Origin of the sequence: Bacillus sp. FSL R5-0712 (assembly GCF_038593285.1) — a bacterium.
In the GTDB taxonomy this organism is placed as follows: domain Bacteria; phylum Bacillota; class Bacilli; order Bacillales; family Bacillaceae; genus Bacillus; species Bacillus safensis.
On record NZ_CP151981.1, the window covers coordinates 1,755,842 to 1,773,828 of the forward strand.

A 17,987-nucleotide genomic window follows, 5' to 3' on the forward strand; every position below is an offset into this window, starting at 1 on the left:
ATATGATGAAAAAGGTGAAAATGTTACTCCCTTCTCTTCTCGTTTTTGGTGCTTTAAGTGTGCCTAGTTTTGCCCATGCCGCATCGGATTCAGTACTAACGTCTGATTATGACATGGTGACTTCTGATGGTAAAGTGATTTCTTCAAGTGATTTCCACAATGATACGAAAGCCCCCTCATCCTTTGACAAAGTGGATGATCTTTCTTCTACTGTTGGCGAAAAAGTAAAACCACTATCAAAATATTTAAAAGATTTTCAAACGAAAGTCGTCATTGGAGACGATGGTAGAACCAAAGTAGCAAATACAAGAGTGGCACCATACAATTCGATTGCTTATATTACATTTGGCGGCTCAAGCTGTACGGGAACACTCATTGCTCCTAACAAAATTTTGACAAACGGACACTGTGTGTACAATACGGCATCGAGAAGCTATAGTGAGAAAGGGACTGTATATCCTGGTATGAATGATAGTACAGCGGTGAACGGTTCAGCAAAAATGACTGAGTTCTATGTGCCAAGCGGGTATATTAATACTGGTGCAAGCCAATATGACTTTGCCGTGATTAAAACCGATACGAACATTGGCAATACGGTCGGCTACCGATCCATCCGCCAGGTGACAAACTTGACTGGGACAACCATTAAAATCTCAGGATATCCTGGTGATAAAATGAGATCGACTGGCAAGGTGTCACAATGGGAGATGTCAGGTCCTGTGACGAGAGAAGATACGAATCTAGCATACTATACGATTGATACATTCAGCGGAAATTCAGGTTCTGCCATGCTGGATCAGAACCAGCAAATCGTTGGAGTTCATAACGCTGGGTATTCAAACGGAACGATAAATGGCGGGCCGAAAGCGACAGCTGCCTTTGTTGAGTTTATAAACTATGCGAAAGCGCAATAAAAAATAGAGCTTGTTTCCTTCATAGGGGACAAGCTTTTTTGTATGAATCGATTTGATAGGATTCATATTTCTAACCTGAGAGATTTGAGATTGAGAGCCTCATCATTTTTTTCTCATGTCATCTGCGCACCACTCATACATTAAAATGACACATTTCCTTTAAGTCAAGATGATGCTTAAGATGGATGAGGAGGTCACACGCTTTTGAAGATGAAAAGAGGCTGGATCGCTGCTGTCGCCTTATGTTTTGTGATATGGATGGGCACGTTGTTTGGCGGATTTGGAGAGAAGCAGGCAGCAAAAGGGGCTGATCGATATGATCATGTCGTTCAATTTCCAAAGGAAAGGTACCCTGAAACAGGCAGTCATATTCAAGAAGCCATTCGAAAAGGGCATTCAGATGTGTGTACCATTGACCGAAATGGAGCAGATGCCCGCAGGCAAGAATCATTAAAAGGAATTCCGACAAAACCTGGCTTTGACAGGGATGAATGGCCAATGGCGGTTTGTCTTGAGGGAGGAAAAGGCGCAAGCGTTCAATATGTCAGTCCATCTGATAATAGGGGGGCAGGCTCATGGGTCGGGCATCAAATCAGCGGGTTTCCTGATGGGAAAAGAATATTATTCATTGTGAAATAAATCGGAAAGAGTCTCCCTTGAGTGGGGGGCTCTTTTGTTTATCATCAGAGCCTATTCGAGCTAGCAGGGTCAAAAGATTCAGTGGTACAATCAATCTATAAGGTACAAAGACTGACAAGAAGAAAATGTGAAGGGACATTTGCTTATGGATAAGAACAGTGCATTATACGATTTTTTTATGCAGCATGCAGAGAAGCTGACTGAAACATGGTATGAATCAATTGAGGACGATGATCCAGAATCCATATATCGTTCAACAGATTCCAGCATCATAGCAGAGCTAAAACGGCAGAATCAAGATTATTACCAGCATTTTATACGAGCTATTATTGAAGATAAGACGTATTTACATACTGAATTTAAAAAATGGTCTGAGGATTTAGCCAGTGACCCAAAGCATTTAAATACACCATTAGATTATGTCGTGAGAGAATACATGTCCAATCAAAGAGTGGTTCTGCATTACTTAAAAGAATTTATCAAACAGCGTCAAGATGAAATTGATATTGACCGCATCTTTTATTGGTATGATTTAATTTCCGAAGCGTTTAATATTTCAATCCATGTGTTTATCCAGCAATATGTGAAAAATACAACCGAAAAACTCGTGGCTCAAAGAGATATGATTTACGAATTGAGCTCGCCGGTAATTGTCCTAAAAAGCCAGATTGCGTTATTGCCTTTAGTAGGTGACATTGACACAGCGAGAGCAAAGATTATTTTAGAAAATACGCTAAATCAGTGCTCGCAAAAAGGTGTTCAGCATTTATGTATTGATCTATCGGGTGTGGTCATAATTGATACAATGGTGGCTCATCAAATCTTTGATCTTGTCACGTCACTTCGGTTAATTGGAGTAGAGACGACCATTTCAGGGATTAGACCAGAAATTGCCCAAACAGCAGTGCAGCTTGGGCTTCCTTTTAATGAATTTCGCACGGCATCATCACTTGCTCACGCGCTGGACCGAATGACTGAATTTTCTTCAATATAAAAACCAGGCCGATGAAAGGCCTGGTTTTTTATTTAGATGACAGCGTCAATTTGTGTGACTTTCCAATTTTTTTGTACTTTTTCGTACGTAACAGTTCGTTTTACTTTGCGTCCATCAAGAGTTGGGACAGTAAATTCATATGTGCGGACCGTTTGTTTTTTAGAAACAAGTTTAGGTGTGGCTTTTTCCCAATTGAGCATGTTGTCTCCATCACCGACTGGAACAGCCATTTTGCCTTTATGAACAATGAACTGATAATCTTTTAAACCATGTTTGATGGCATCTGGAGTGAAAACTTGAGATAGGTAGCTGTTTAATTTTTTCTTTGTATCAAATGTTTTAGAAAGATAGTTGTACGTCATATCTTTATAGGTAAATGATTTTAATTTGACATTAGAATGGTCTTTAATTTTGTAGCCTGACATTGCACTCCAAAAATGTTCTCTTGCATCAAGGGCAATATGTAACGCTTCTTTATTTGTCAAAGCGGCTGATTTCTTGGAAGCGGCCAATGTTGTTGTTTGTAATGAGATCATAAGCATAATAGCAGTTAATAAAACAAATAATTTTTTCAAGGCGATTGCCTCCTTTTCTCAATGAAAACTTCTTATGTTACAAATGTTACAATAATTACAGAGATATTACAAGTATTAAATCTAAATGTTTTTTATTTCTTTTGTTTCTAATTATATAACGTTTGAGGGAGACAAAAAGTTTTCATTTTTTTTATTTTTCTTCTTAATCATTATTTAACCGTTCTAAAGAAGAACGAAACGTCTTTTGGAAAAATTTCTATTTAGACGTTCAACACTCTTTTTTATTTAAGGCATATACTGTCGTGATGAATGTCTAAAGAAAGTGGTGTTTAATATGTATCATCCGTATGAAGGTATGGGGAATGGTTACTCATATGATAGGCAGATGCAGGGATTGCCATCGATTTCTATTCCTCAAATTGGAGGTTTTCCTGGGTTTCCGATTGGAGGAGGTACTTGGCCAGGTCAAGGGTCAGGCGGACAATCGGCACCGCCAGCACCGCCGCAGCATATGATTTCGCAGTATCAGCAAGCACTCTCTCAGCCTCAAAGTATGCAGTCATTTCTATTTGGGCATGGTGCAGGGGGAGGCCATCAAGCTGTACAATTTGCAGCGGGATGTAATAGAAGATGGACGATTGTGCTTTTGAGAAACGGCCAAGTATTTTTAATGTTCGTTCTTTCCTCACAGCCTTTTGGCCGAACAACTGGCTTTATATGGCCGAACTTTACATTTGGTTCCTTCCCAAGCTCAAGTATTCTTGCCTATTCTTGTGCATAAGAAAAAGCCGGTTCTCATCAGCAGCTGATGAATACCGGCTTTTTTTAATGAATATTTCGAAAAACGCCAATCACTTTACCTAGTATACTCACATTCTGTAAAATAATCGGTTCCATTGATGGATTTTCTGGCTGTAATCTAAAGTGTGTATCTTCTTTATAAAAACGTTTCACTGTCGCTTCATCTTCCTCTGTCATGGCGACCACAATATCACCATTGTTAGCAGTGCTTTGCTGACGCACAATGACATAGTCCTTGTCCAAAATACCTGCATCAATCATACTTTCTCCCATAATTTCAAGCATAAACACTTGTTCGTCTGGTGCAGCAAATGTCTCTGGAAGAGGGAAGTATTCTTCTACATTCTCAACAGCTGTGATAGGAAGGCCTGCCGTTACTTTTCCGATGACTGGAACGTTCATTACAGCACTCTTTGGAATATTCATTTCCTCTTCATCTAGTACTTCGATCGCTCTAGGTTTTGTCGGGTCTCTTCTAATTAAACCCTTTGTTTCTAGTCTAGCTAAATGTCCATGGACCGTTGAACTGGATGCTAGACCGACAGCTTCTCCAATTTCACGGACGGATGGGGGATAACCCTTGCTTTTTACTTCATCTTTGATGAATTTCAGGATATCGAGTTGTCTTTTTGATAGCTTCGTCATCTTTTGCACCTCAAAACGTCAATTTTAAAGAAATTATAGCATGTTTTTCCTAACAGTACAAACATAGGTTCGAAAAAACGTTTGACAGAAACGTTTGTTCGTATTTATAATGAGAGACAGAAAGAGCGAACACATATTCTATTAGGAGAGATGACATTATGAGGTTAAAAGAATCTATTATTTTTATTGGGGTATTCTCATTCATCGTTGGCATTTTTCTCTCACTTATTGCAGTCACAAGCCATAATGATTCAAATCAATATGTTAAAATAGAGGTTCAATCAGGAGATACTCTGTGGGGGTTAGCTGATCAAGTAAATGACAGCAAATCAATCGACAAAAATGCATTTATTGACTGGGTAACAGAACACAATGATCTTGCTTCAACAGAAATCCAGCCTGGAGACATTCTTGTCATACCCGTGAAAAAAGAGCATCCAGTCGTATATCAGCTTGCAACAGTACAGTAGAAAGGTCGATTGAAGACATGAACGCAATCATTTATGCGAGAGTAAGCACTGTGAAAGAAGAGCAGGAAACCTCGCTGAAAAGACAAGAAGAAGAACTGCTGGCTTTAGCTGCCATGCACAAGATGAATGTGGTCAAAGTCATCAAAGAAAAAGCAAGTGGATATGAGCTAGATCGTGATGGCGTGTTTGAAATGCTTGCTGCACTGAAGGAAGAGTCGATCGATGCCGTTCTTATCCAAGATGAAACACGTCTTGGAAGAGGACAAGCAAAAATTGCGCTTCTTCATTGTCTATTTAAAGAGAACGTAAAGGTATACAGCATGTTTCATAGAGGAGAGCTTGAGCTTTCAGAAGCAGATGAAATGGTCATCGAGATTGTAGGAGTCGTCGAAGAGTACCAACGGAAAATTCATAACCTGAAAATCAAGCGGGGGATGAAAAGGGCTGTTGAGCGCGGATATCAGCCTGAACTGAATTTAAGGCAGCAGAACCATGCACCTGGCCGTGAGCGTATTGAAGTGCCGATATCAGAAATTGTTCGATTAAGAAAAAATAACATGACGTTCGCCGAAATTGCCGCAACTCTTCAGGCATTAGGTTTTGACATTTCAAAAGCAACGGTGCATAGAAGGTATCAAGAATATGAAAAAGGCTTTACCACCTAAAGCGTGATTTGTTGTCAAAATGATTGATATTTAGTAGTATGTAGAGAAAATGCTTTAAAGGAGTTTGTCATGATTTCTAAAGAACAGCTTGCAAGAATAAATGAGCTTTCAAAAAAATCGAAAGAGACCGGTTTATCAGACGCTGAAAAAACAGAACAAAAGCAGTTGAGAGAAGAGTATTTGAAAGCTTTTCGTTCTTCTATGAAAAATACACTTAAAACTGTTAAAATCGTTGACCCTGAAGGAAACGATGTTACACCAGAAAAATTAAAAAGAGAAAAAGATCAGAACCTTCATTAAGGCTGTGATTTCTTGAATTTTGAAAAGATGGGAAGAATATTCTCGTCTTTTTTCATATTTGCATAACTTTTTAGGTGATCGATAAACTAAATGTGACAAAATCCTTCTTTTTCAGCGTGAAATAGTTGTGAAAAAAGGACAGTAGATTTATGATAATGGTGTACACAAGATACGGAAGGGGATTTATATGGAAACGATTGAATTGAAATCTATTGCAACAATACGTACTCTCTCCATAGACGCAATTGAAAAAGCGAATTCCGGTCACCCAGGAATGCCGATGGGTGCTGCACCAATGGCGTACGCTTTATGGACGAATCACTTAAACGTAAGTCCGCAAAATCCAAATTGGTTTAACAGAGACCGCTTTGTTTTATCTGCGGGCCATGGTTCTATGCTTCTATACAGCATGCTTCATTTAAGCGGATACAATCTGAGCATTGACGATTTAAAACAATTCCGCCAATGGGGAAGCAAAACACCTGGACATCCTGAATTTGGACACACAGAAGGCGTAGACGCGACAACGGGTCCACTAGGCCAGGGAATTGCTATGGCAGTAGGAATGGCACTTGCAGAAAGACATCTTGCGGAAACGTATAACAAAGACAACTTTCATGTTGTAGACCACTATACATACAGCATTTGCGGAGATGGAGACTTAATGGAGGGAATTTCCTCTGAAGCAGCTTCACTTGCTGGTCATTTAGGCTTAGGCCGTTTAATCGTTCTTTACGATTCAAATGACATTTCTTTAGATGGCGACTTAGATCGTTCATTCTCTGAAAATGTGAAGAATCGTTTTGAAGCGATGAACTGGGAAGTTCTTTACGTGAAAGACGGCAACAACATTGAAGAAGTAACAGCTGCTATTGAAAAGGCGAAGCAAAGCACAGACAGACCTACATTAATCGAAGTGAAAACAACGATCGGTTTCGGATCGCCAAACCGTGCGGGAACGTCTGGTGTGCATGGTGCACCGCTTGGCAGCGAGGAAGCAAAGCTGACGAAGGAAGCTTACTCTTGGACGTTTGAAGAAGATTTCCATGTACCTTCTGAAGTGTACGATCATTTCAAAGAAGCTGTCAAAGACGCTGGACAGAAAAAAGAAGCAGCGTGGAATGAATTGTTTGCGCAATACGAAAAAGAATATCCAGAGCTGGCAGCACAGCTGAAGCTTGCGATTGAAGGAAAGCTTCCTGAAAATTGGGATCAAGAGGTTCCTGTTTATGAAGCAGGTTCAAGCCTTGCCTCCCGCGCATCCTCAGGTGAAGTGTTAAATGGCATTGCAAAGCAAGTACCTTTCTTTATTGGCGGGTCTGCTGATCTTGCTGGATCAAATAAAACAACGATTAAAAACACAGATGATTTCGGTAAAAATAATTATGCCGGCAAAAACATTTGGTTCGGTGTCAGAGAGTTTGCAATGGGTGCAGCACTCAATGGTATGGCACTTCACGGCGGTCTTCGTGTATTCGGCGGAACGTTCTTTGTTTTCTCAGATTACTTAAGACCAGCAATTCGTCTTGCTGCCTTAATGGGACTTCCAGTCACTTACGTCTTTACTCATGATAGTATCGCTGTTGGTGAAGATGGTCCGACGCATGAACCGGTTGAACAGCTTGCTTCACTGCGTGCGATGCCTAACCTTTCCGTTATCCGCCCAGCAGATGGAAATGAAACAGCTGCAGCGTGGAAACTAGCTGTATCTTCAACGGATAAACCGACAGCACTAGTTCTTACTCGTCAAAACCTTCCAACGATTGACCAGGCACCAGAGAAGGCATATGAGGGAGTAGAAAAAGGTGGATACGTTGTGGTTGAAGCAGCTGATGCACAGCCTGAAGCTCTTCTACTCGCTTCAGGATCTGAGGTTGGTTTAGCCATTGAAGCGCAAAAGGCACTTGAAAAAGAAGGTATCCGCGCATCTGTTGTCAGCCTTCCTGCATGGGATCGCTTCGATCAGCAGTCAGACGAATACAAAGAATCCGTTCTTCCTAAAGCAGTACGTGCACGTATTGCAATTGAAATGGGTGCTTCACTTGGCTGGGAGCGTTACACTGGCCTTGATGGTGACGTGATTGCAATTGATAAATTTGGCGCTTCTGCACCAGGAGAAACCATTATCGAGAAATACGGCTTTACTGTCAGCAATGTAGTCAGCCGTGTGAAAGCGAAGCTGAATAAATAAACGAACTCCAAGCATCATGCTTTTTTGCTATCTGTTTGCAGAGCATTTTCATCCGCTCTGCAAACTTTTTTCTTTTTTCTTGTTTTTTTGACAAAACTAGTTTCTTCTTGCTTCATATATAGACAATTCTTTCTTTCACATTTTTGTATAATACAAGCAATAAACGAGATTGACGAAATGTGAAAGGAAGGGATAGACATGGAACGTCATTATTATATTTATTGGATTGAGGATGAATTTGCGCATCACTATTTTGGCAGAGAATCGATTTTGTTTCATTTGTTTGAGTCGTTACATTGGACGAACCGCACTGACGATGAGTTGGTTATGCTTGTGAAGCAAGTGGATTATGTGACGAAACGTATCCCTGCTTTTCATATGCACCAGCGTCTAATGAATAACTTAACGAACATTCACTATACACAAATAGGCTCGATTTACAGCGCTTCCTTACCAGATGGAAAAGGAACTGCAGCATTTATTATTAAAGACCGGTATATTCAAATGTCTGCCACTGGCAGTTATGAGGCAGAAGCGGTGTTTTTTGAAGTGCTGAGAAAAATCAGCCCTTGTTTTCTTGCGATGGACTTTAGTTCAAAGAAACACGGATGGCTCAATCCAGTAAAAGTGAGGAATTTTGTTTAAAAAAATAAAATTGAACGTGAAATGTTGTATAATAGCCTTTTGTTTAGTACACTTTATACGAGACAACATGAAGGAGGAAGAATTATGGATTTATGGGTTGTCATCCTTGTAGGCGTTGTTGCACTGCTTGCAGGAGTTGCACTCGGATTCTTTATTGCTCGTAAGTATATGATGAGCTATTTGAAAAAGAATCCACCGATTAATGAACAAATGCTTCGAATGATGATGATGCAAATGGGCATGAAACCGTCCCAGAAGAAAATCAATCAAATGATGAAAGCCATGAACAACCAAGCGAAATAATACGTACGATATTATGATCATAGATGGAACATGGTTTTAAAGAATGGACAAGCGTTGTCCTTTCTTTATTCAATTCACCTTCATCAGACGCTTAAAACCACTGTACTTGCATGAATGAAGCAGGGAAGGTGGTTTTTATTATGGCGTCAAGAGCATGTGAAAAACAAAAAACCCCTATGTCAGAGGTTTTTGTTTCGTTTATGGTCACACATATCAACTGTTCTAAAAATGGTGCGGCATGTTTGATATCATGAAGTATGATTAGTTGGCTGAGTTTGAGTGTAAGTGTCGTTGATATTGTAAGAGGAGATGATCTAGCTGCTGGCTATGTTCGATGGTCACTGTTGATGTCATCCCATTATGCAAGACAACTTTCATCAGCTCTTCTCTTTTTTCTTCGATTTGAGTTAATAATGATGTTTTTACCAAAGTCATGTTCCTTTCATGCAAATCTTGATAAAAAGAATCGATTCTATTATATCCATTTTAAGGTTTATTTTCAAATTTAAAGGATTCATTATCTTGATGTCAAATTAAATTATATAAGGTTTTAAGAGAATAGACCATCTTTATTGAGGTGATGTAAAAAAAATGAAATGATTTTGTCATCTCTTATTGTATATTGTAAGAAGGGGGTGTTCTTTTGACAGATTTGAATTACTTTTTAGCATTTGGAGCAGGATTTCTTTCTTTTATTTCACCGTGCTGTCTGCCGCTTTATCCCGCATTTTTATCGTATATTACGGGCGTTAGTATAGATGAAGTGAAATCCGAGAAGGTGATGCTGAGAAGAAGAAGTCTGCTTCATACTTTATTCTTTTTAGTAGGGTTCTCTATTATATTTATTGCGATTGGCTTTGGGACATCGTTTGTCGGGAAGTTTTTTAATGATTATCATCAAGCGATTCGTCAAATTGGAGCCATCCTCATTATTTTCTTTGGTTTTATGACTCTTGGCGTATTCAAGCCCTCTTTCCTCATGGGCGAAAAGAGAATCCAGTTCAAAAACCGTCCTGCTGGTTTTTTTGGATCCATTCTCATCGGAATGGGCTTTGCGGCTGGATGGACACCTTGTACAGGACCTATTTTATCCGCTGTCATCACACTGGCGAGTAACAATCCTGAGTCGGCGGTCATGTATATGATTGCGTATATATTGGGCTTTGCCGTCCCGTTTTTTATTCTCTCCTTTTTCATTACGAAAATGGCGTGGATCAGAAAACGTCAGCAGCTCATCATGCGAATTGGCGGAATCATTATGATTGTGGTAGGGATTTTGCTGTTCTTTGATCTGCTGACATGGATTATCATCATGTTCTCATCATTGTTTGGCGGCTTTACAGGCTTTTGAAATCGTTTTCTACAGTCGCGGCGAATGGTTTTTTTTCGTCAATTGGAGTATATTATACATAGGCTGACCTTAAAGAATAAAGGAATGATTTGATATGATGATCTTGATCTCTTCTATAATTGCGATATGTATGGCGGTGGCCGTCATGTTTATTCGCATTAAGTCATCTGCAAAACCTGCAACTGCGAAAAAAATTATTTTACCTCCTATTTTCATGAGCACTGGCGCATTGATGTTTTTCGTTCCTATGTTTCGGGTAACTGGAGCTGAATTTCTAGAAGCGATCACAGTGGGGATGTTTTTCTCGATATTTTTAATCAAAACATCGAAGTTTGAAATTAGAGGCAATGACATCTACTTAAAACGGTCAAAAGCATTTGTGTTCATTCTCATTGGACTTCTTGTCCTTCGTATCGGGATGAAGACCATCCTAAGCTCTTCTATTGATTATGGTTCATTAAGCGGGATGTTTTGGATTCTTGCCTTTGGCATGATCGTGCCTTGGCGGGTTGCCATGTATTTATCGTTTAGAAAGCTGTCTAAACAATTAGATCCGCAGCAGATTCAAATGAATTAAACCTCCTTTTTTAAAGGAGGTTATTTTAATAACGATTCATATGGCGAGTGATCAATGTTTTTTTCTTGAAGGCGCTTCAGTAAAAACTTATGATCCCGCTTTGGTGTGGCCATAATGTAGCCGCGAATGATTAAGTCTAAATTAATGCTGGCAGCCTGTTCTTTTAATGCCAGCTCACCAATTTTACCCGCTATTTTTTCTTTGGCAACATCTCTAAACAGCTCTGGCACAGGTAATACGAGTTCATTTAACAGCTGTTTGTCCTCATCCCGCCATAGGTGAAGGCTCTTTTGAATATATTCGTCCTGCCAATCAAGCTCTGATTTCCCATCTTCCTTTGGCAATCGTTTTAAAAATTTACGAAACATAAAAAAGCCACCGATTGCGAGTAATCCGATCATCACTGTACCCCAAAATAAAATGAACCACAAAAACCAGCCGCTTAACATGTTCTCACTCCTTATACCCCTTATCTCTCTATTTTATATTACATGAAGAGAGGATAGAAGAAAATAACAAAAATGTATGTCTATTTTCTCTATAAACGCCCTTTTTCATTGATAGCCGCCCATTTACTAGAATGACCCAAACCAATTAGTAGAAAAAGAATACTCTATCATATAGCGACTCTACTATTTGGCCATGGTGGTTCGCAAAAGGTATTGACTTGAAACGAACGGGAAGAGAGCCCACCTATATAAAGGTGGGCTCTTAATGTTTGAAGTGCGGGATTTGAAAGGAAAATGCACCGTTTGGATGGTCGGAACATTTTTTAATTTTTATCGATATGATTCGGTTTTCATAATCTGTTTCAATGTCTTTGTCGTTTAAATAAAAAGGGAGCATCACGCTTTTTTCAATTGGCTGTTCGCCTTCACCATTTGGATGCTGTACTGTGTAAGTCAACGTCAGCTCATGTCCAGCGAAGGTCAGCTTTACATCAGTGATCGATAAGGTGGAGACATCGATTTCGATAATATAATCACGGCTTGTTTCATAAAGATCAATTGGGAGGTGTTCATCATACCAGGCAAATGGATCATCCATTAAAACATTGAGCCAATCATCTATTTCAATAAAATCAGAGGAATTCGATTGCTTTTCATTCTCCATAAACACTCCTCCATCACATCTCATAATAAATCATATGATGAAAATGGAAATGTGTGAAAGACCTAAAACATCCCGTGTGGTCACGGGATGAGAGGGGGATCATTACATATCATGATGAGAATTGTGCTTTTGTCTTGTATGGTTGCGGTTTTTCACTTTTTTACTGCCTGATAACGGCTCAGGCTGACCGCCTTGATGCTCCTTAGGAGAGTTTTGACGGATGTCTTTCCCTGTGTTTTTATTCGTCATGATGTTTGGCTCCTTCTTATTGATTCTTTTTACGTTTTTTATTGTTTTGCCTTTGTTCTTCTGTTAAAACGAGCTGATCATCTTCCGTATAGCCTGCGCCATTACCCTGGCTTTTGGCTGCGTTCATGCCATTCATGACATGATTAGCTTTGCGTTTTGTCATGTTCTATCACCTCATTTGTAGTATGAGCCCGCCCCGCTTCGTTTATGAAGAGTAATCATTTCCTAATGATAAGTTAAACTTATTGAATTTAATAAAAGCATTGTTATTTACTTATGTATGAATTTGTTTTAAGATGAAATTGTGAGAAAATTGTGGTGAAATACGACGATTTTTCTGAGAATTGAAATTGATCTTGATCATCAAAAGGGGGATTTTGGACATGTCGAAACAGCAGCAAGTCGCTAAACAAGACGCTTTTCAATCTAGAAAAACGTTTTCGACAAATGGGAAAACGTATCACTATTATTCGTTAGAAGCACTAGAGAAACAAGGAATCGGAAATGTTTCTAAGCTGCCTTATTCCATTAAGGTACTTTTAGAATCAGTGCTTCGCCAAGTAGACGGTAGAGTGATCAAGAAGGAACACGTTGAAAACTTGGCAAAATGGGGAACTGCCGAGGTAAAAGAAATTGATGTTCCGTTTAAACCTTCTCGTGTTATTTTACAAGACTTCACGGGTGTACCAGCAGTCGTTGACCTTGCTTCTTTAAGAAAAGCAATGGCAGATGTAGGCGGGGATCCGGATAAAATCAACCCTGAAATTCCAGTTGACCTTGTGATTGACCACTCAGTACAAGTTGATAAAGCTGGAACTGAAGATGCATTAAACATTAACATGGATTTAGAATTCGAACGTAACGCAGAGCGTTATAACTTCCTTAGCTGGGCAAAGAAAGCGTTTAATAACTATCAAGCTGTCCCGCCTGCAACAGGAATTGTTCACCAAGTGAACTTAGAGTATCTTGCAAGTGTTGTTCATGCGATTGAAGAAGATGGCGAGATCATCACTTACCCAGATACATTAGTTGGAACTGACTCTCATACAACGATGATTAACGGTATCGGTGTACTTGGATGGGGCGTTGGCGGTATCGAAGCGGAAGCTGGTATGCTTGGTCAGCCTTCATACTTCCCAGTACCAGAAGTGATTGGTGCTAAATTAGTTGGAGAGCTTCCAAACGGAACAACTGCAACTGACCTTGCATTAAAAGTTACACAAGTCCTTCGTGAAAAAGGCGTAGTGAACAAGTTCGTTGAGTTCTTCGGACCGGGTGTTGCACAATTGCCGTTAGCAGATCGTGCAACCATTGCGAACATGGCGCCAGAATACGGTGCTACTTGCGGATTCTTCCCAGTAGATGAAGAAGCGCTTGCTTACCTGCGCCTTACTGGACGTGATGAAGAGCAAATTAATATCGTTGAAGAATATTCTCGTGCAAATGGCTTATTCTATACGCCAGATGCAGAAGAACCAATTTTTACTGATGTTGTGGAAATTGATCTTTCTAAAATTGAGTCAAACTTATCTGGTCCTAAACGTCCACAAGATTTGATTCCACTTTCTCAAATGAAAGAGACGTTCCATAAACACATCGAAAGCCCAGCTGGTAACCAAGGGTTTGGCTTAGATAAATCAGAGCTTGATAAACAAATCGAATTTGATCTTGCAAACGGTGAAAAAGCTGTGATGAAGACAGGTGCGATTGCGATTGCAGCGATTACGAGCTGTACGAATACATCGAACCCATACGTGTTAATCGGAGCAGGTCTTGTTGCGAAGAAAGCAAGCGAGCTCGGTATGAAAGTGCCGAACTACGTGAAAACGTCACTAGCGCCGGGTTCTAAAGTTGTAACAGGGTACCTTGTGAATTCGGGACTTCTTCCATATTTAAAAGACCTTGGATTTAACATTGTTGGATATGGCTGTACAACATGTATCGGAAACTCCGGACCGCTTGAGAAAGAAATTGAAGATGCAGTCTCTGAAAATGATCTGCTGATCACTTCTGTTTTATCAGGTAACCGTAACTTTGAAGGTCGTATTCATCCGCTTGTGAAAGGGAACTACCTTGCATCTCCACCATTAGTTGTGGCTTATGCACTTGCTGGTACGGTGAATATTGATTTAACAAAAGATCCTATCGGTGTCGATAAAAATGGCGAGAACGTTTATTTCAATGACATTTGGCCATCAATGGATGAAATCAACAGCGTCGTTAAAAGCACTGTCACACCTGAGCTATTCCGTTCAGAGTATGAAACTGTTTTTGACAACAATGACCGCTGGAATGAAATTAAAACGACGGATGATGCATTGTATAAATGGGATGAAAATTCCACATACATTGATAACCCGCCATTCTTTGAAAACCTATCAGTTGAACCTGGTAAAGTTGAACCGCTTAAAGGCTTGCGCGTCGTTGCGAAGTTCGGTGACTCTGTCACAACTGACCATATTTCTCCTGCTGGAGCGATTGGTAAGGACACACCGGCGGGCAAATACTTGCAAGAAAGAGGCGTATCGCCTAGAGACTTTAACTCATATGGATCTCGCCGTGGTAACCACCATGTCATGATGAGAGGTACTTTTGCAAACATCCGTATTAAGAACCAAATTGCACCAGGAACAGAAGGCGGTTATACAACTTACTGGCCAACTGGTGAAGTGACATCGATTTATGATGCATGCATGCGTTATAAAGAGGATGGAACAGGTCTTGCGATCTTAGCAGGTAAAGATTACGGAATGGGTTCTTCACGTGACTGGGCTGCTAAAGGAACAAACCTTCTTGGAATTAAATTTGTTCTAGCTGAAAGCTTTGAGCGTATCCACAGAAGTAACCTTGTCTTCATGGGCGTACTTCCTCTGCAGTTTAAAGATGGAGAAAGTGCAGAAACTCATGGTCTAACAGGAACAGAAACATTTGAAGTTCATGTTGACGAAACAGTTCGTCCACGTGATCTCGTCACTGTGAAAGCAATTGACACAGATGGAAACGAGAAAACGTTTGAAGTGGTGGTTCGCTTTGACAGTGAAGTCGAAATTGACTACTATCGTCATGGCGGTATCCTTCAAATGGTACTTCGCGAAAAATTGGCAAGCAACTAATACAGCAAAGAAGAGAAGGCGATCCAACAGCTTTCTCTTCTTTTTTAAAATAGTGGAGGATCAATCATGTGGAAAAAAGGAATGGCAAGCGCTGTTTTACTTGTGTTGATTGGTTTACTTGCGTGGAATTTATTTGGGCCAAAAGAGCCCGCAATCGGTCTTGAAAAAGGGGATCAAGCCCCTGATTTTGAACTGAAAACCCTTGACGGCAAAACCGCCTCGTTATCTGATTACCGAGGGAAAAAGGTGCTCATTAATTTCTGGGCGACATGGTGTAAGCCGTGCAGGACGGAAATGCCGGATTTAGACGCGATTAGGAGCGAAAATGACCAAGTTGAAGTACTAGCAGTGAATTTAACGACCACTGAAAAGAGTGTGGATCATGTGGCAGCATTCACAAAAGAATTAAAGGTGAGCTTTCCTGTTTTATTGGACCAAAAAGGCATTCAAGCAAGATATCAGGTGCTTTCATACCCAACGACATACATATTAGATGAAAAAGGACGCATCATGTCTGTGAAGCATCAAATGCTGACAAAAAAAGAAATTGAAAAAGAGCTGGATCTATAATGATTCAGCTCTTTTGCTTATTTTCTAAATGTTTTGGCGAAAATGTAATCATACATATATGGAGGTGAGTGAAAATGAGAAGAAGAAAACGACGCACATTTGAAGAGCTTGTGCTTGAAAATAAAAAAGAATTATTAAGCAATGAGGAATTTTTAAACCAGCTTGAAGAAAAGTTGGAAGAGCGATTTAGACAGAAATAAGTTATGAATTATCCGTTTTCGTTCATCCTAAAGAAGAGGGAGGGATGAATAATGGGTAGAGAGCATGATAAACAAGCGCAGTTTACACCAGACCATTTAGGGACAAAACCTGTAGCATACAAACGGAATAAAGGTAAAAAGATGCATAATAAATCAAATGAACAGCCTGATGTGATACAGACGAAGGGCGAATAAGGAGGGAATCGTGATGAATGACAAGTCCTATCAATCCAATCCAGATGATCGTTCTGATAATGTTGAAAAGCTGCAAGATATGATCGAGAACACACTTGACAATATCGATGAATCTGAAGCAGCGATGTCCCTTTCGACAGATTCAGAAAAGCAAATGATCAAACAAAAAAACGAAAACCGCAAAATGAGTATTGACGCGATGCGTTCTGAGATCAAGGACGAAGAAGCGGCAAGAAAGAATGGTTATACCGAATAAACCAGGGATTCCTGGTTTATTTTATTGCCTCTTTTTAGAAGAACCATTTGGAATGTGGTAAAATGGCAGAGACAGACCTTAGGTTTTGATAGGAGAGCGATGAAAACGTGTATGTATCCAAAAAAGAAATAGAAGTCCGTTATGCAGAAACAGATCAAATGGGCATCGTGTATCATGCCAATTATTTAATTTGGATGGAAGTCGGCAGAACAGCATTGATTAAAGAATTAGGGTTTTCCTATGCGCAGCTAGAAGCAGATGGTGCTCTTGCACCTGTGATAGACTTGCAGGTTCAATATAAAAAACCATTGCTGTATGGTGAAACAGCATCCGTTCATACATGGATTGAAGAATATAATGGTCTCAAAACGGTGTATGGCTATGAAATTCAAAAACCTGATGGACAAACAGCGATTACAGGGACAACCTCACATATATGTGTGGATAAAGACACCTTTAGACCTATTCAATTTAGAAAAGCCTTTCCTGCCTGGCATAAAGTATATGAACAGTCGAAGAAGCAGGTTTAATTTATGGCTTTTGGTATTAAACGAAGCGATTTAAACGCTTGGAAATCAGCTGTCCAGCAAGGAAAAGTTGCTTTTTTAACACACTACTGGCTCGATGACCGTTTTCCAAATGCCAATACTGTCACAAAAGCAGCCTGTCAGGATATGAAGCGGTTAGTTGAGTGGGGAGAAAGACATGGACTAAAAAAAGAATGGATTCATGACCGCGAAGGGTTTCCTCATTTTGACTTGATCGGTGAGCCGCAAAAAAGAATTCTGCAAAAGGAACGATCTTTAGGGAAGATTCAGGAGTATGGGCTGTATATTGAAGTGTAAAACAAAAAAGATACCCGAGGGATGAGGTATCTTTTTTGTTTATTCATAATGAAATTCTGGTTCTTTCACGGACTCGTTATAATCAATATGCAGATCATGGTTGTCAAAGTACCAAATATCACTTTCCTCAATAAAGAAAGTAATACCTTCTATTTCAGCGGTTGCGCCGGCATTTTGAGGTTCATCTTTTGCGACGCCGAGAGAAAAGCCTTTTTGTACATTACTGCACCCGCCATATCTCACAAAAAAGCGAACTTGATCACCTTTTTCTAAATCTAATTCATCCTTGTACCAATTGAGTGCATCTTCTTTTATCGTTAATTTCAATGTGATCGCCCCTTTTTGAAGTCATGCTGTTTTTAAAATGCAGGATGCAAAAACAGCTTTTCTTTACTTTTACCACATATTTAAATGG

27 protein-coding genes are annotated in these 17,987 nt (G+C 39.8%); 19 read left to right on the forward strand and 8 right to left on the reverse strand.

Going from position 1 to position 17,987, the window contains the following annotated elements:
* Positions 1 to 5: 5 nt before the first annotated feature.
* The 3 genes from NSU11_RS08730 to NSU11_RS08740 all read left to right on the forward strand — a co-directional run bounded on the left by NSU11_RS08730 (position 6) and on the right by NSU11_RS08740 (position 2,547).
* On the forward strand, positions 6 to 914 hold the full coding sequence (locus tag NSU11_RS08730) for a trypsin-like serine protease (protein WP_024425124.1): 909 nt from the start codon (positions 6 to 8) through the stop codon (positions 912 to 914).
* Between the two features lie 258 nt (positions 915 to 1,172).
* Entirely contained in the window at positions 1,173 to 1,553 is a 381-nt protein-coding gene (locus NSU11_RS08735; protein WP_051149980.1) for a NucA/NucB deoxyribonuclease domain-containing protein, read from the forward strand.
* A gap of 145 nt (positions 1,554 to 1,698) precedes the next feature.
* Positions 1,699 to 2,547, forward strand: coding sequence for an STAS domain-containing protein (locus NSU11_RS08740; RefSeq protein ID WP_024425126.1), 849 nt, complete (start codon positions 1,699 to 1,701; stop codon positions 2,545 to 2,547).
* A 32-nt stretch (positions 2,548 to 2,579) separates the two neighbouring features.
* Here NSU11_RS08740 and NSU11_RS08745 read toward each other — a convergent pair whose 3' ends face one another.
* Positions 2,580 to 3,122 carry an IseA DL-endopeptidase inhibitor family protein gene (locus NSU11_RS08745; protein WP_024425127.1) on the reverse strand — a complete coding sequence of 181 codons (543 nt, stop codon included), beginning with the start codon at positions 3,120 to 3,122 and terminating at the stop codon, positions 2,580 to 2,582.
* Positions 3,123 to 3,417: 295 nt separating this feature from the next.
* Between NSU11_RS08745 and NSU11_RS08750 the strand changes: the two genes are divergently transcribed.
* A complete protein-coding gene (locus NSU11_RS08750; RefSeq protein ID WP_024425128.1) occupies positions 3,418 to 3,864 on the forward strand; it encodes a hypothetical protein in 447 nt (148 codons plus the stop codon).
* A gap of 44 nt (positions 3,865 to 3,908) precedes the next feature.
* Here the strand turns inward: NSU11_RS08750 and lexA are convergent, their stop codons facing one another.
* Complete coding sequence (gene lexA / locus NSU11_RS08755) at positions 3,909 to 4,529, reverse strand: transcriptional repressor LexA (RefSeq protein WP_024425129.1); 621 nt, start codon at positions 4,527 to 4,529, stop codon at positions 3,909 to 3,911.
* Between the two features lie 158 nt (positions 4,530 to 4,687).
* Here lexA and yneA point away from each other — a divergent pair, with 158 nt between their 5' ends.
* From yneA to NSU11_RS08785, 6 genes are all read left to right on the forward strand, one after another.
* Complete coding sequence (yneA, locus tag NSU11_RS08760; RefSeq protein ID WP_024425130.1) at positions 4,688 to 4,999, forward strand: cell division suppressor protein YneA; 312 nt, start codon at positions 4,688 to 4,690, stop codon at positions 4,997 to 4,999.
* Between the two features lie 17 nt (positions 5,000 to 5,016).
* On the forward strand, positions 5,017 to 5,664 hold the full coding sequence (locus NSU11_RS08765) for a recombinase family protein (RefSeq protein WP_024425131.1): 648 nt from the start codon (positions 5,017 to 5,019) through the stop codon (positions 5,662 to 5,664).
* Between the two features lie 69 nt (positions 5,665 to 5,733).
* Positions 5,734 to 5,964 carry a DUF896 domain-containing protein gene (locus tag NSU11_RS08770; RefSeq protein WP_024425132.1) on the forward strand — a complete coding sequence of 77 codons (231 nt, stop codon included), beginning with the start codon at positions 5,734 to 5,736 and terminating at the stop codon, positions 5,962 to 5,964.
* Between the two features lie 187 nt (positions 5,965 to 6,151).
* Positions 6,152 to 8,155, forward strand: coding sequence for a transketolase (tkt, locus tag NSU11_RS08775; protein WP_024425133.1), 2,004 nt, complete (start codon positions 6,152 to 6,154; stop codon positions 8,153 to 8,155).
* A 198-nt stretch (positions 8,156 to 8,353) separates the two neighbouring features.
* A complete protein-coding gene (gene sirA / locus NSU11_RS08780) occupies positions 8,354 to 8,800 on the forward strand; it encodes a sporulation inhibitor of replication protein SirA (protein WP_024425134.1) in 447 nt (148 codons plus the stop codon).
* A gap of 84 nt (positions 8,801 to 8,884) precedes the next feature.
* Positions 8,885 to 9,103, forward strand: coding sequence for a YneF family protein (locus tag NSU11_RS08785; RefSeq protein WP_003212379.1), 219 nt, complete (start codon positions 8,885 to 8,887; stop codon positions 9,101 to 9,103).
* 261 nt (positions 9,104 to 9,364) lie between these two features.
* Here NSU11_RS08785 and NSU11_RS08790 read toward each other — a convergent pair whose 3' ends face one another.
* The gene (locus NSU11_RS08790; protein WP_008343814.1) at positions 9,365 to 9,532 is read right to left on the reverse strand and encodes an aspartyl-phosphate phosphatase Spo0E family protein; all 168 of its coding nucleotides are present in this window, start codon (positions 9,530 to 9,532) and stop codon (positions 9,365 to 9,367) included.
* A gap of 214 nt (positions 9,533 to 9,746) precedes the next feature.
* Here NSU11_RS08790 and NSU11_RS08795 point away from each other — a divergent pair, with 214 nt between their 5' ends.
* The gene (locus NSU11_RS08795) at positions 9,747 to 10,454 is read left to right on the forward strand and encodes a cytochrome c biogenesis protein CcdA (protein WP_024425135.1); all 708 of its coding nucleotides are present in this window, start codon (positions 9,747 to 9,749) and stop codon (positions 10,452 to 10,454) included.
* Between the two features lie 94 nt (positions 10,455 to 10,548).
* The gene (locus tag NSU11_RS08800; protein WP_047203110.1) at positions 10,549 to 11,031 is read left to right on the forward strand and encodes a CcdC protein domain-containing protein; all 483 of its coding nucleotides are present in this window, start codon (positions 10,549 to 10,551) and stop codon (positions 11,029 to 11,031) included.
* 20 nt (positions 11,032 to 11,051) lie between these two features.
* On the opposite strand, the gene NSU11_RS08805 is transcribed toward NSU11_RS08800, so the two are convergent.
* The 4 genes from NSU11_RS08805 to sspO form a co-directional block, all read right to left on the reverse strand.
* Positions 11,052 to 11,480 (reverse strand): DUF2621 domain-containing protein, encoded by a 429-nt coding sequence (locus NSU11_RS08805; RefSeq protein ID WP_024427086.1) that lies wholly within the window; start codon positions 11,478 to 11,480, stop codon positions 11,052 to 11,054.
* Between the two features lie 262 nt (positions 11,481 to 11,742).
* The gene (locus NSU11_RS08810) at positions 11,743 to 12,144 is read right to left on the reverse strand and encodes an Hsp20/alpha crystallin family protein (RefSeq protein ID WP_024425138.1); all 402 of its coding nucleotides are present in this window, start codon (positions 12,142 to 12,144) and stop codon (positions 11,743 to 11,745) included.
* A 102-nt stretch (positions 12,145 to 12,246) separates the two neighbouring features.
* Positions 12,247 to 12,393 carry a small acid-soluble spore protein P gene (locus NSU11_RS08815; protein WP_003211331.1) on the reverse strand — a complete coding sequence of 49 codons (147 nt, stop codon included), beginning with the start codon at positions 12,391 to 12,393 and terminating at the stop codon, positions 12,247 to 12,249.
* Between the two features lie 16 nt (positions 12,394 to 12,409).
* The gene (gene sspO, locus NSU11_RS08820; protein WP_024425139.1) at positions 12,410 to 12,556 is read right to left on the reverse strand and encodes a small acid-soluble spore protein O; all 147 of its coding nucleotides are present in this window, start codon (positions 12,554 to 12,556) and stop codon (positions 12,410 to 12,412) included.
* Between the two features lie 220 nt (positions 12,557 to 12,776).
* On the opposite strand from sspO, the gene acnA reads away from it, so the two are divergent.
* The 7 genes from acnA to NSU11_RS08855 all read left to right on the forward strand — a co-directional run bounded on the left by acnA (position 12,777) and on the right by NSU11_RS08855 (position 17,572).
* Positions 12,777 to 15,506 (forward strand): aconitate hydratase AcnA, encoded by a 2,730-nt coding sequence (gene acnA, locus NSU11_RS08825; protein WP_024427088.1) that lies wholly within the window; start codon positions 12,777 to 12,779, stop codon positions 15,504 to 15,506.
* A gap of 66 nt (positions 15,507 to 15,572) precedes the next feature.
* Positions 15,573 to 16,076, forward strand: a complete 504-nt coding sequence (locus NSU11_RS08830) for a TlpA disulfide reductase family protein (protein WP_342492446.1) — start codon at positions 15,573 to 15,575, stop codon at positions 16,074 to 16,076.
* 74 nt (positions 16,077 to 16,150) lie between these two features.
* Complete coding sequence (locus NSU11_RS08835) at positions 16,151 to 16,276, forward strand: FbpB family small basic protein (RefSeq protein WP_003211002.1); 126 nt, start codon at positions 16,151 to 16,153, stop codon at positions 16,274 to 16,276.
* A 51-nt stretch (positions 16,277 to 16,327) separates the two neighbouring features.
* The gene (locus NSU11_RS08840; RefSeq protein ID WP_008357830.1) at positions 16,328 to 16,471 is read left to right on the forward strand and encodes an acid-soluble spore protein N; all 144 of its coding nucleotides are present in this window, start codon (positions 16,328 to 16,330) and stop codon (positions 16,469 to 16,471) included.
* A gap of 13 nt (positions 16,472 to 16,484) precedes the next feature.
* On the forward strand, positions 16,485 to 16,727 hold the full coding sequence (gene tlp, locus NSU11_RS08845) for a small acid-soluble spore protein Tlp (RefSeq protein WP_341081811.1): 243 nt from the start codon (positions 16,485 to 16,487) through the stop codon (positions 16,725 to 16,727).
* A gap of 107 nt (positions 16,728 to 16,834) precedes the next feature.
* On the forward strand, positions 16,835 to 17,257 hold the full coding sequence (locus tag NSU11_RS08850) for a thioesterase family protein (RefSeq protein ID WP_341081814.1): 423 nt from the start codon (positions 16,835 to 16,837) through the stop codon (positions 17,255 to 17,257).
* Between the two features lie 3 nt (positions 17,258 to 17,260).
* Positions 17,261 to 17,572, forward strand: coding sequence for a hypothetical protein (locus tag NSU11_RS08855; RefSeq protein WP_149126618.1), 312 nt, complete (start codon positions 17,261 to 17,263; stop codon positions 17,570 to 17,572).
* 39 nt (positions 17,573 to 17,611) lie between these two features.
* On the opposite strand, the gene NSU11_RS08860 is transcribed toward NSU11_RS08855, so the two are convergent.
* Positions 17,612 to 17,899, reverse strand: coding sequence for a HesB/YadR/YfhF family protein (locus NSU11_RS08860; RefSeq protein WP_024425145.1), 288 nt, complete (start codon positions 17,897 to 17,899; stop codon positions 17,612 to 17,614).
* Positions 17,900 to 17,987 lie beyond the last annotated feature (88 nt).

Coding starts and splice junctions, on each gene's coding strand:
- NSU11_RS08830 (WP_342492446.1), top strand. CDS start 15,573: ATGTGGAAAAAAGGAATGGCAAGCGCTGTTTTACTTGTGTTGATTGGT.
- NSU11_RS08765 (WP_024425131.1), top strand. CDS start 5,017: ATGAACGCAATCATTTATGCGAGAGTAAGCACTGTGAAAGAAGAGCAG.
- NSU11_RS08740 (WP_024425126.1), top strand. CDS start 1,699: ATGGATAAGAACAGTGCATTATACGATTTTTTTATGCAGCATGCAGAG.
- tkt (WP_024425133.1), top strand. CDS start 6,152: ATGGAAACGATTGAATTGAAATCTATTGCAACAATACGTACTCTCTCC.
- NSU11_RS08840 (WP_008357830.1), top strand. CDS start 16,328: ATGGGTAGAGAGCATGATAAACAAGCGCAGTTTACACCAGACCATTTA.
- NSU11_RS08800 (WP_047203110.1), top strand. CDS start 10,549: ATGATGATCTTGATCTCTTCTATAATTGCGATATGTATGGCGGTGGCC.
- NSU11_RS08750 (WP_024425128.1), top strand. CDS start 3,418: ATGTATCATCCGTATGAAGGTATGGGGAATGGTTACTCATATGATAGG.
- NSU11_RS08730 (WP_024425124.1), top strand. CDS start 6: ATGAAAAAGGTGAAAATGTTACTCCCTTCTCTTCTCGTTTTTGGTGCT.
- NSU11_RS08835 (WP_003211002.1), top strand. CDS start 16,151: ATGAGAAGAAGAAAACGACGCACATTTGAAGAGCTTGTGCTTGAAAAT.
- NSU11_RS08805 (WP_024427086.1), bottom strand. CDS start 11,480: ATGTTAAGCGGCTGGTTTTTGTGGTTCATTTTATTTTGGGGTACAGTG.
- sirA (WP_024425134.1), top strand. CDS start 8,354: ATGGAACGTCATTATTATATTTATTGGATTGAGGATGAATTTGCGCAT.
- lexA (WP_024425129.1), bottom strand. CDS start 4,529: ATGACGAAGCTATCAAAAAGACAACTCGATATCCTGAAATTCATCAAA.
- NSU11_RS08810 (WP_024425138.1), bottom strand. CDS start 12,144: ATGGAGAATGAAAAGCAATCGAATTCCTCTGATTTTATTGAAATAGAT.
- NSU11_RS08735 (WP_051149980.1), top strand. CDS start 1,173: ATGGGCACGTTGTTTGGCGGATTTGGAGAGAAGCAGGCAGCAAAAGGG.
- acnA (WP_024427088.1), top strand. CDS start 12,777: ATGTCGAAACAGCAGCAAGTCGCTAAACAAGACGCTTTTCAATCTAGA.
- NSU11_RS08855 (WP_149126618.1), top strand. CDS start 17,261: ATGGCTTTTGGTATTAAACGAAGCGATTTAAACGCTTGGAAATCAGCT.
- tlp (WP_341081811.1), top strand. CDS start 16,485: ATGAATGACAAGTCCTATCAATCCAATCCAGATGATCGTTCTGATAAT.
- sspO (WP_024425139.1), bottom strand. CDS start 12,556: ATGACAAAACGCAAAGCTAATCATGTCATGAATGGCATGAACGCAGCC.
- NSU11_RS08815 (WP_003211331.1), bottom strand. CDS start 12,393: ATGACGAATAAAAACACAGGGAAAGACATCCGTCAAAACTCTCCTAAG.
- yneA (WP_024425130.1), top strand. CDS start 4,688: ATGAGGTTAAAAGAATCTATTATTTTTATTGGGGTATTCTCATTCATC.
- NSU11_RS08785 (WP_003212379.1), top strand. CDS start 8,885: ATGGATTTATGGGTTGTCATCCTTGTAGGCGTTGTTGCACTGCTTGCA.
- NSU11_RS08770 (WP_024425132.1), top strand. CDS start 5,734: ATGATTTCTAAAGAACAGCTTGCAAGAATAAATGAGCTTTCAAAAAAA.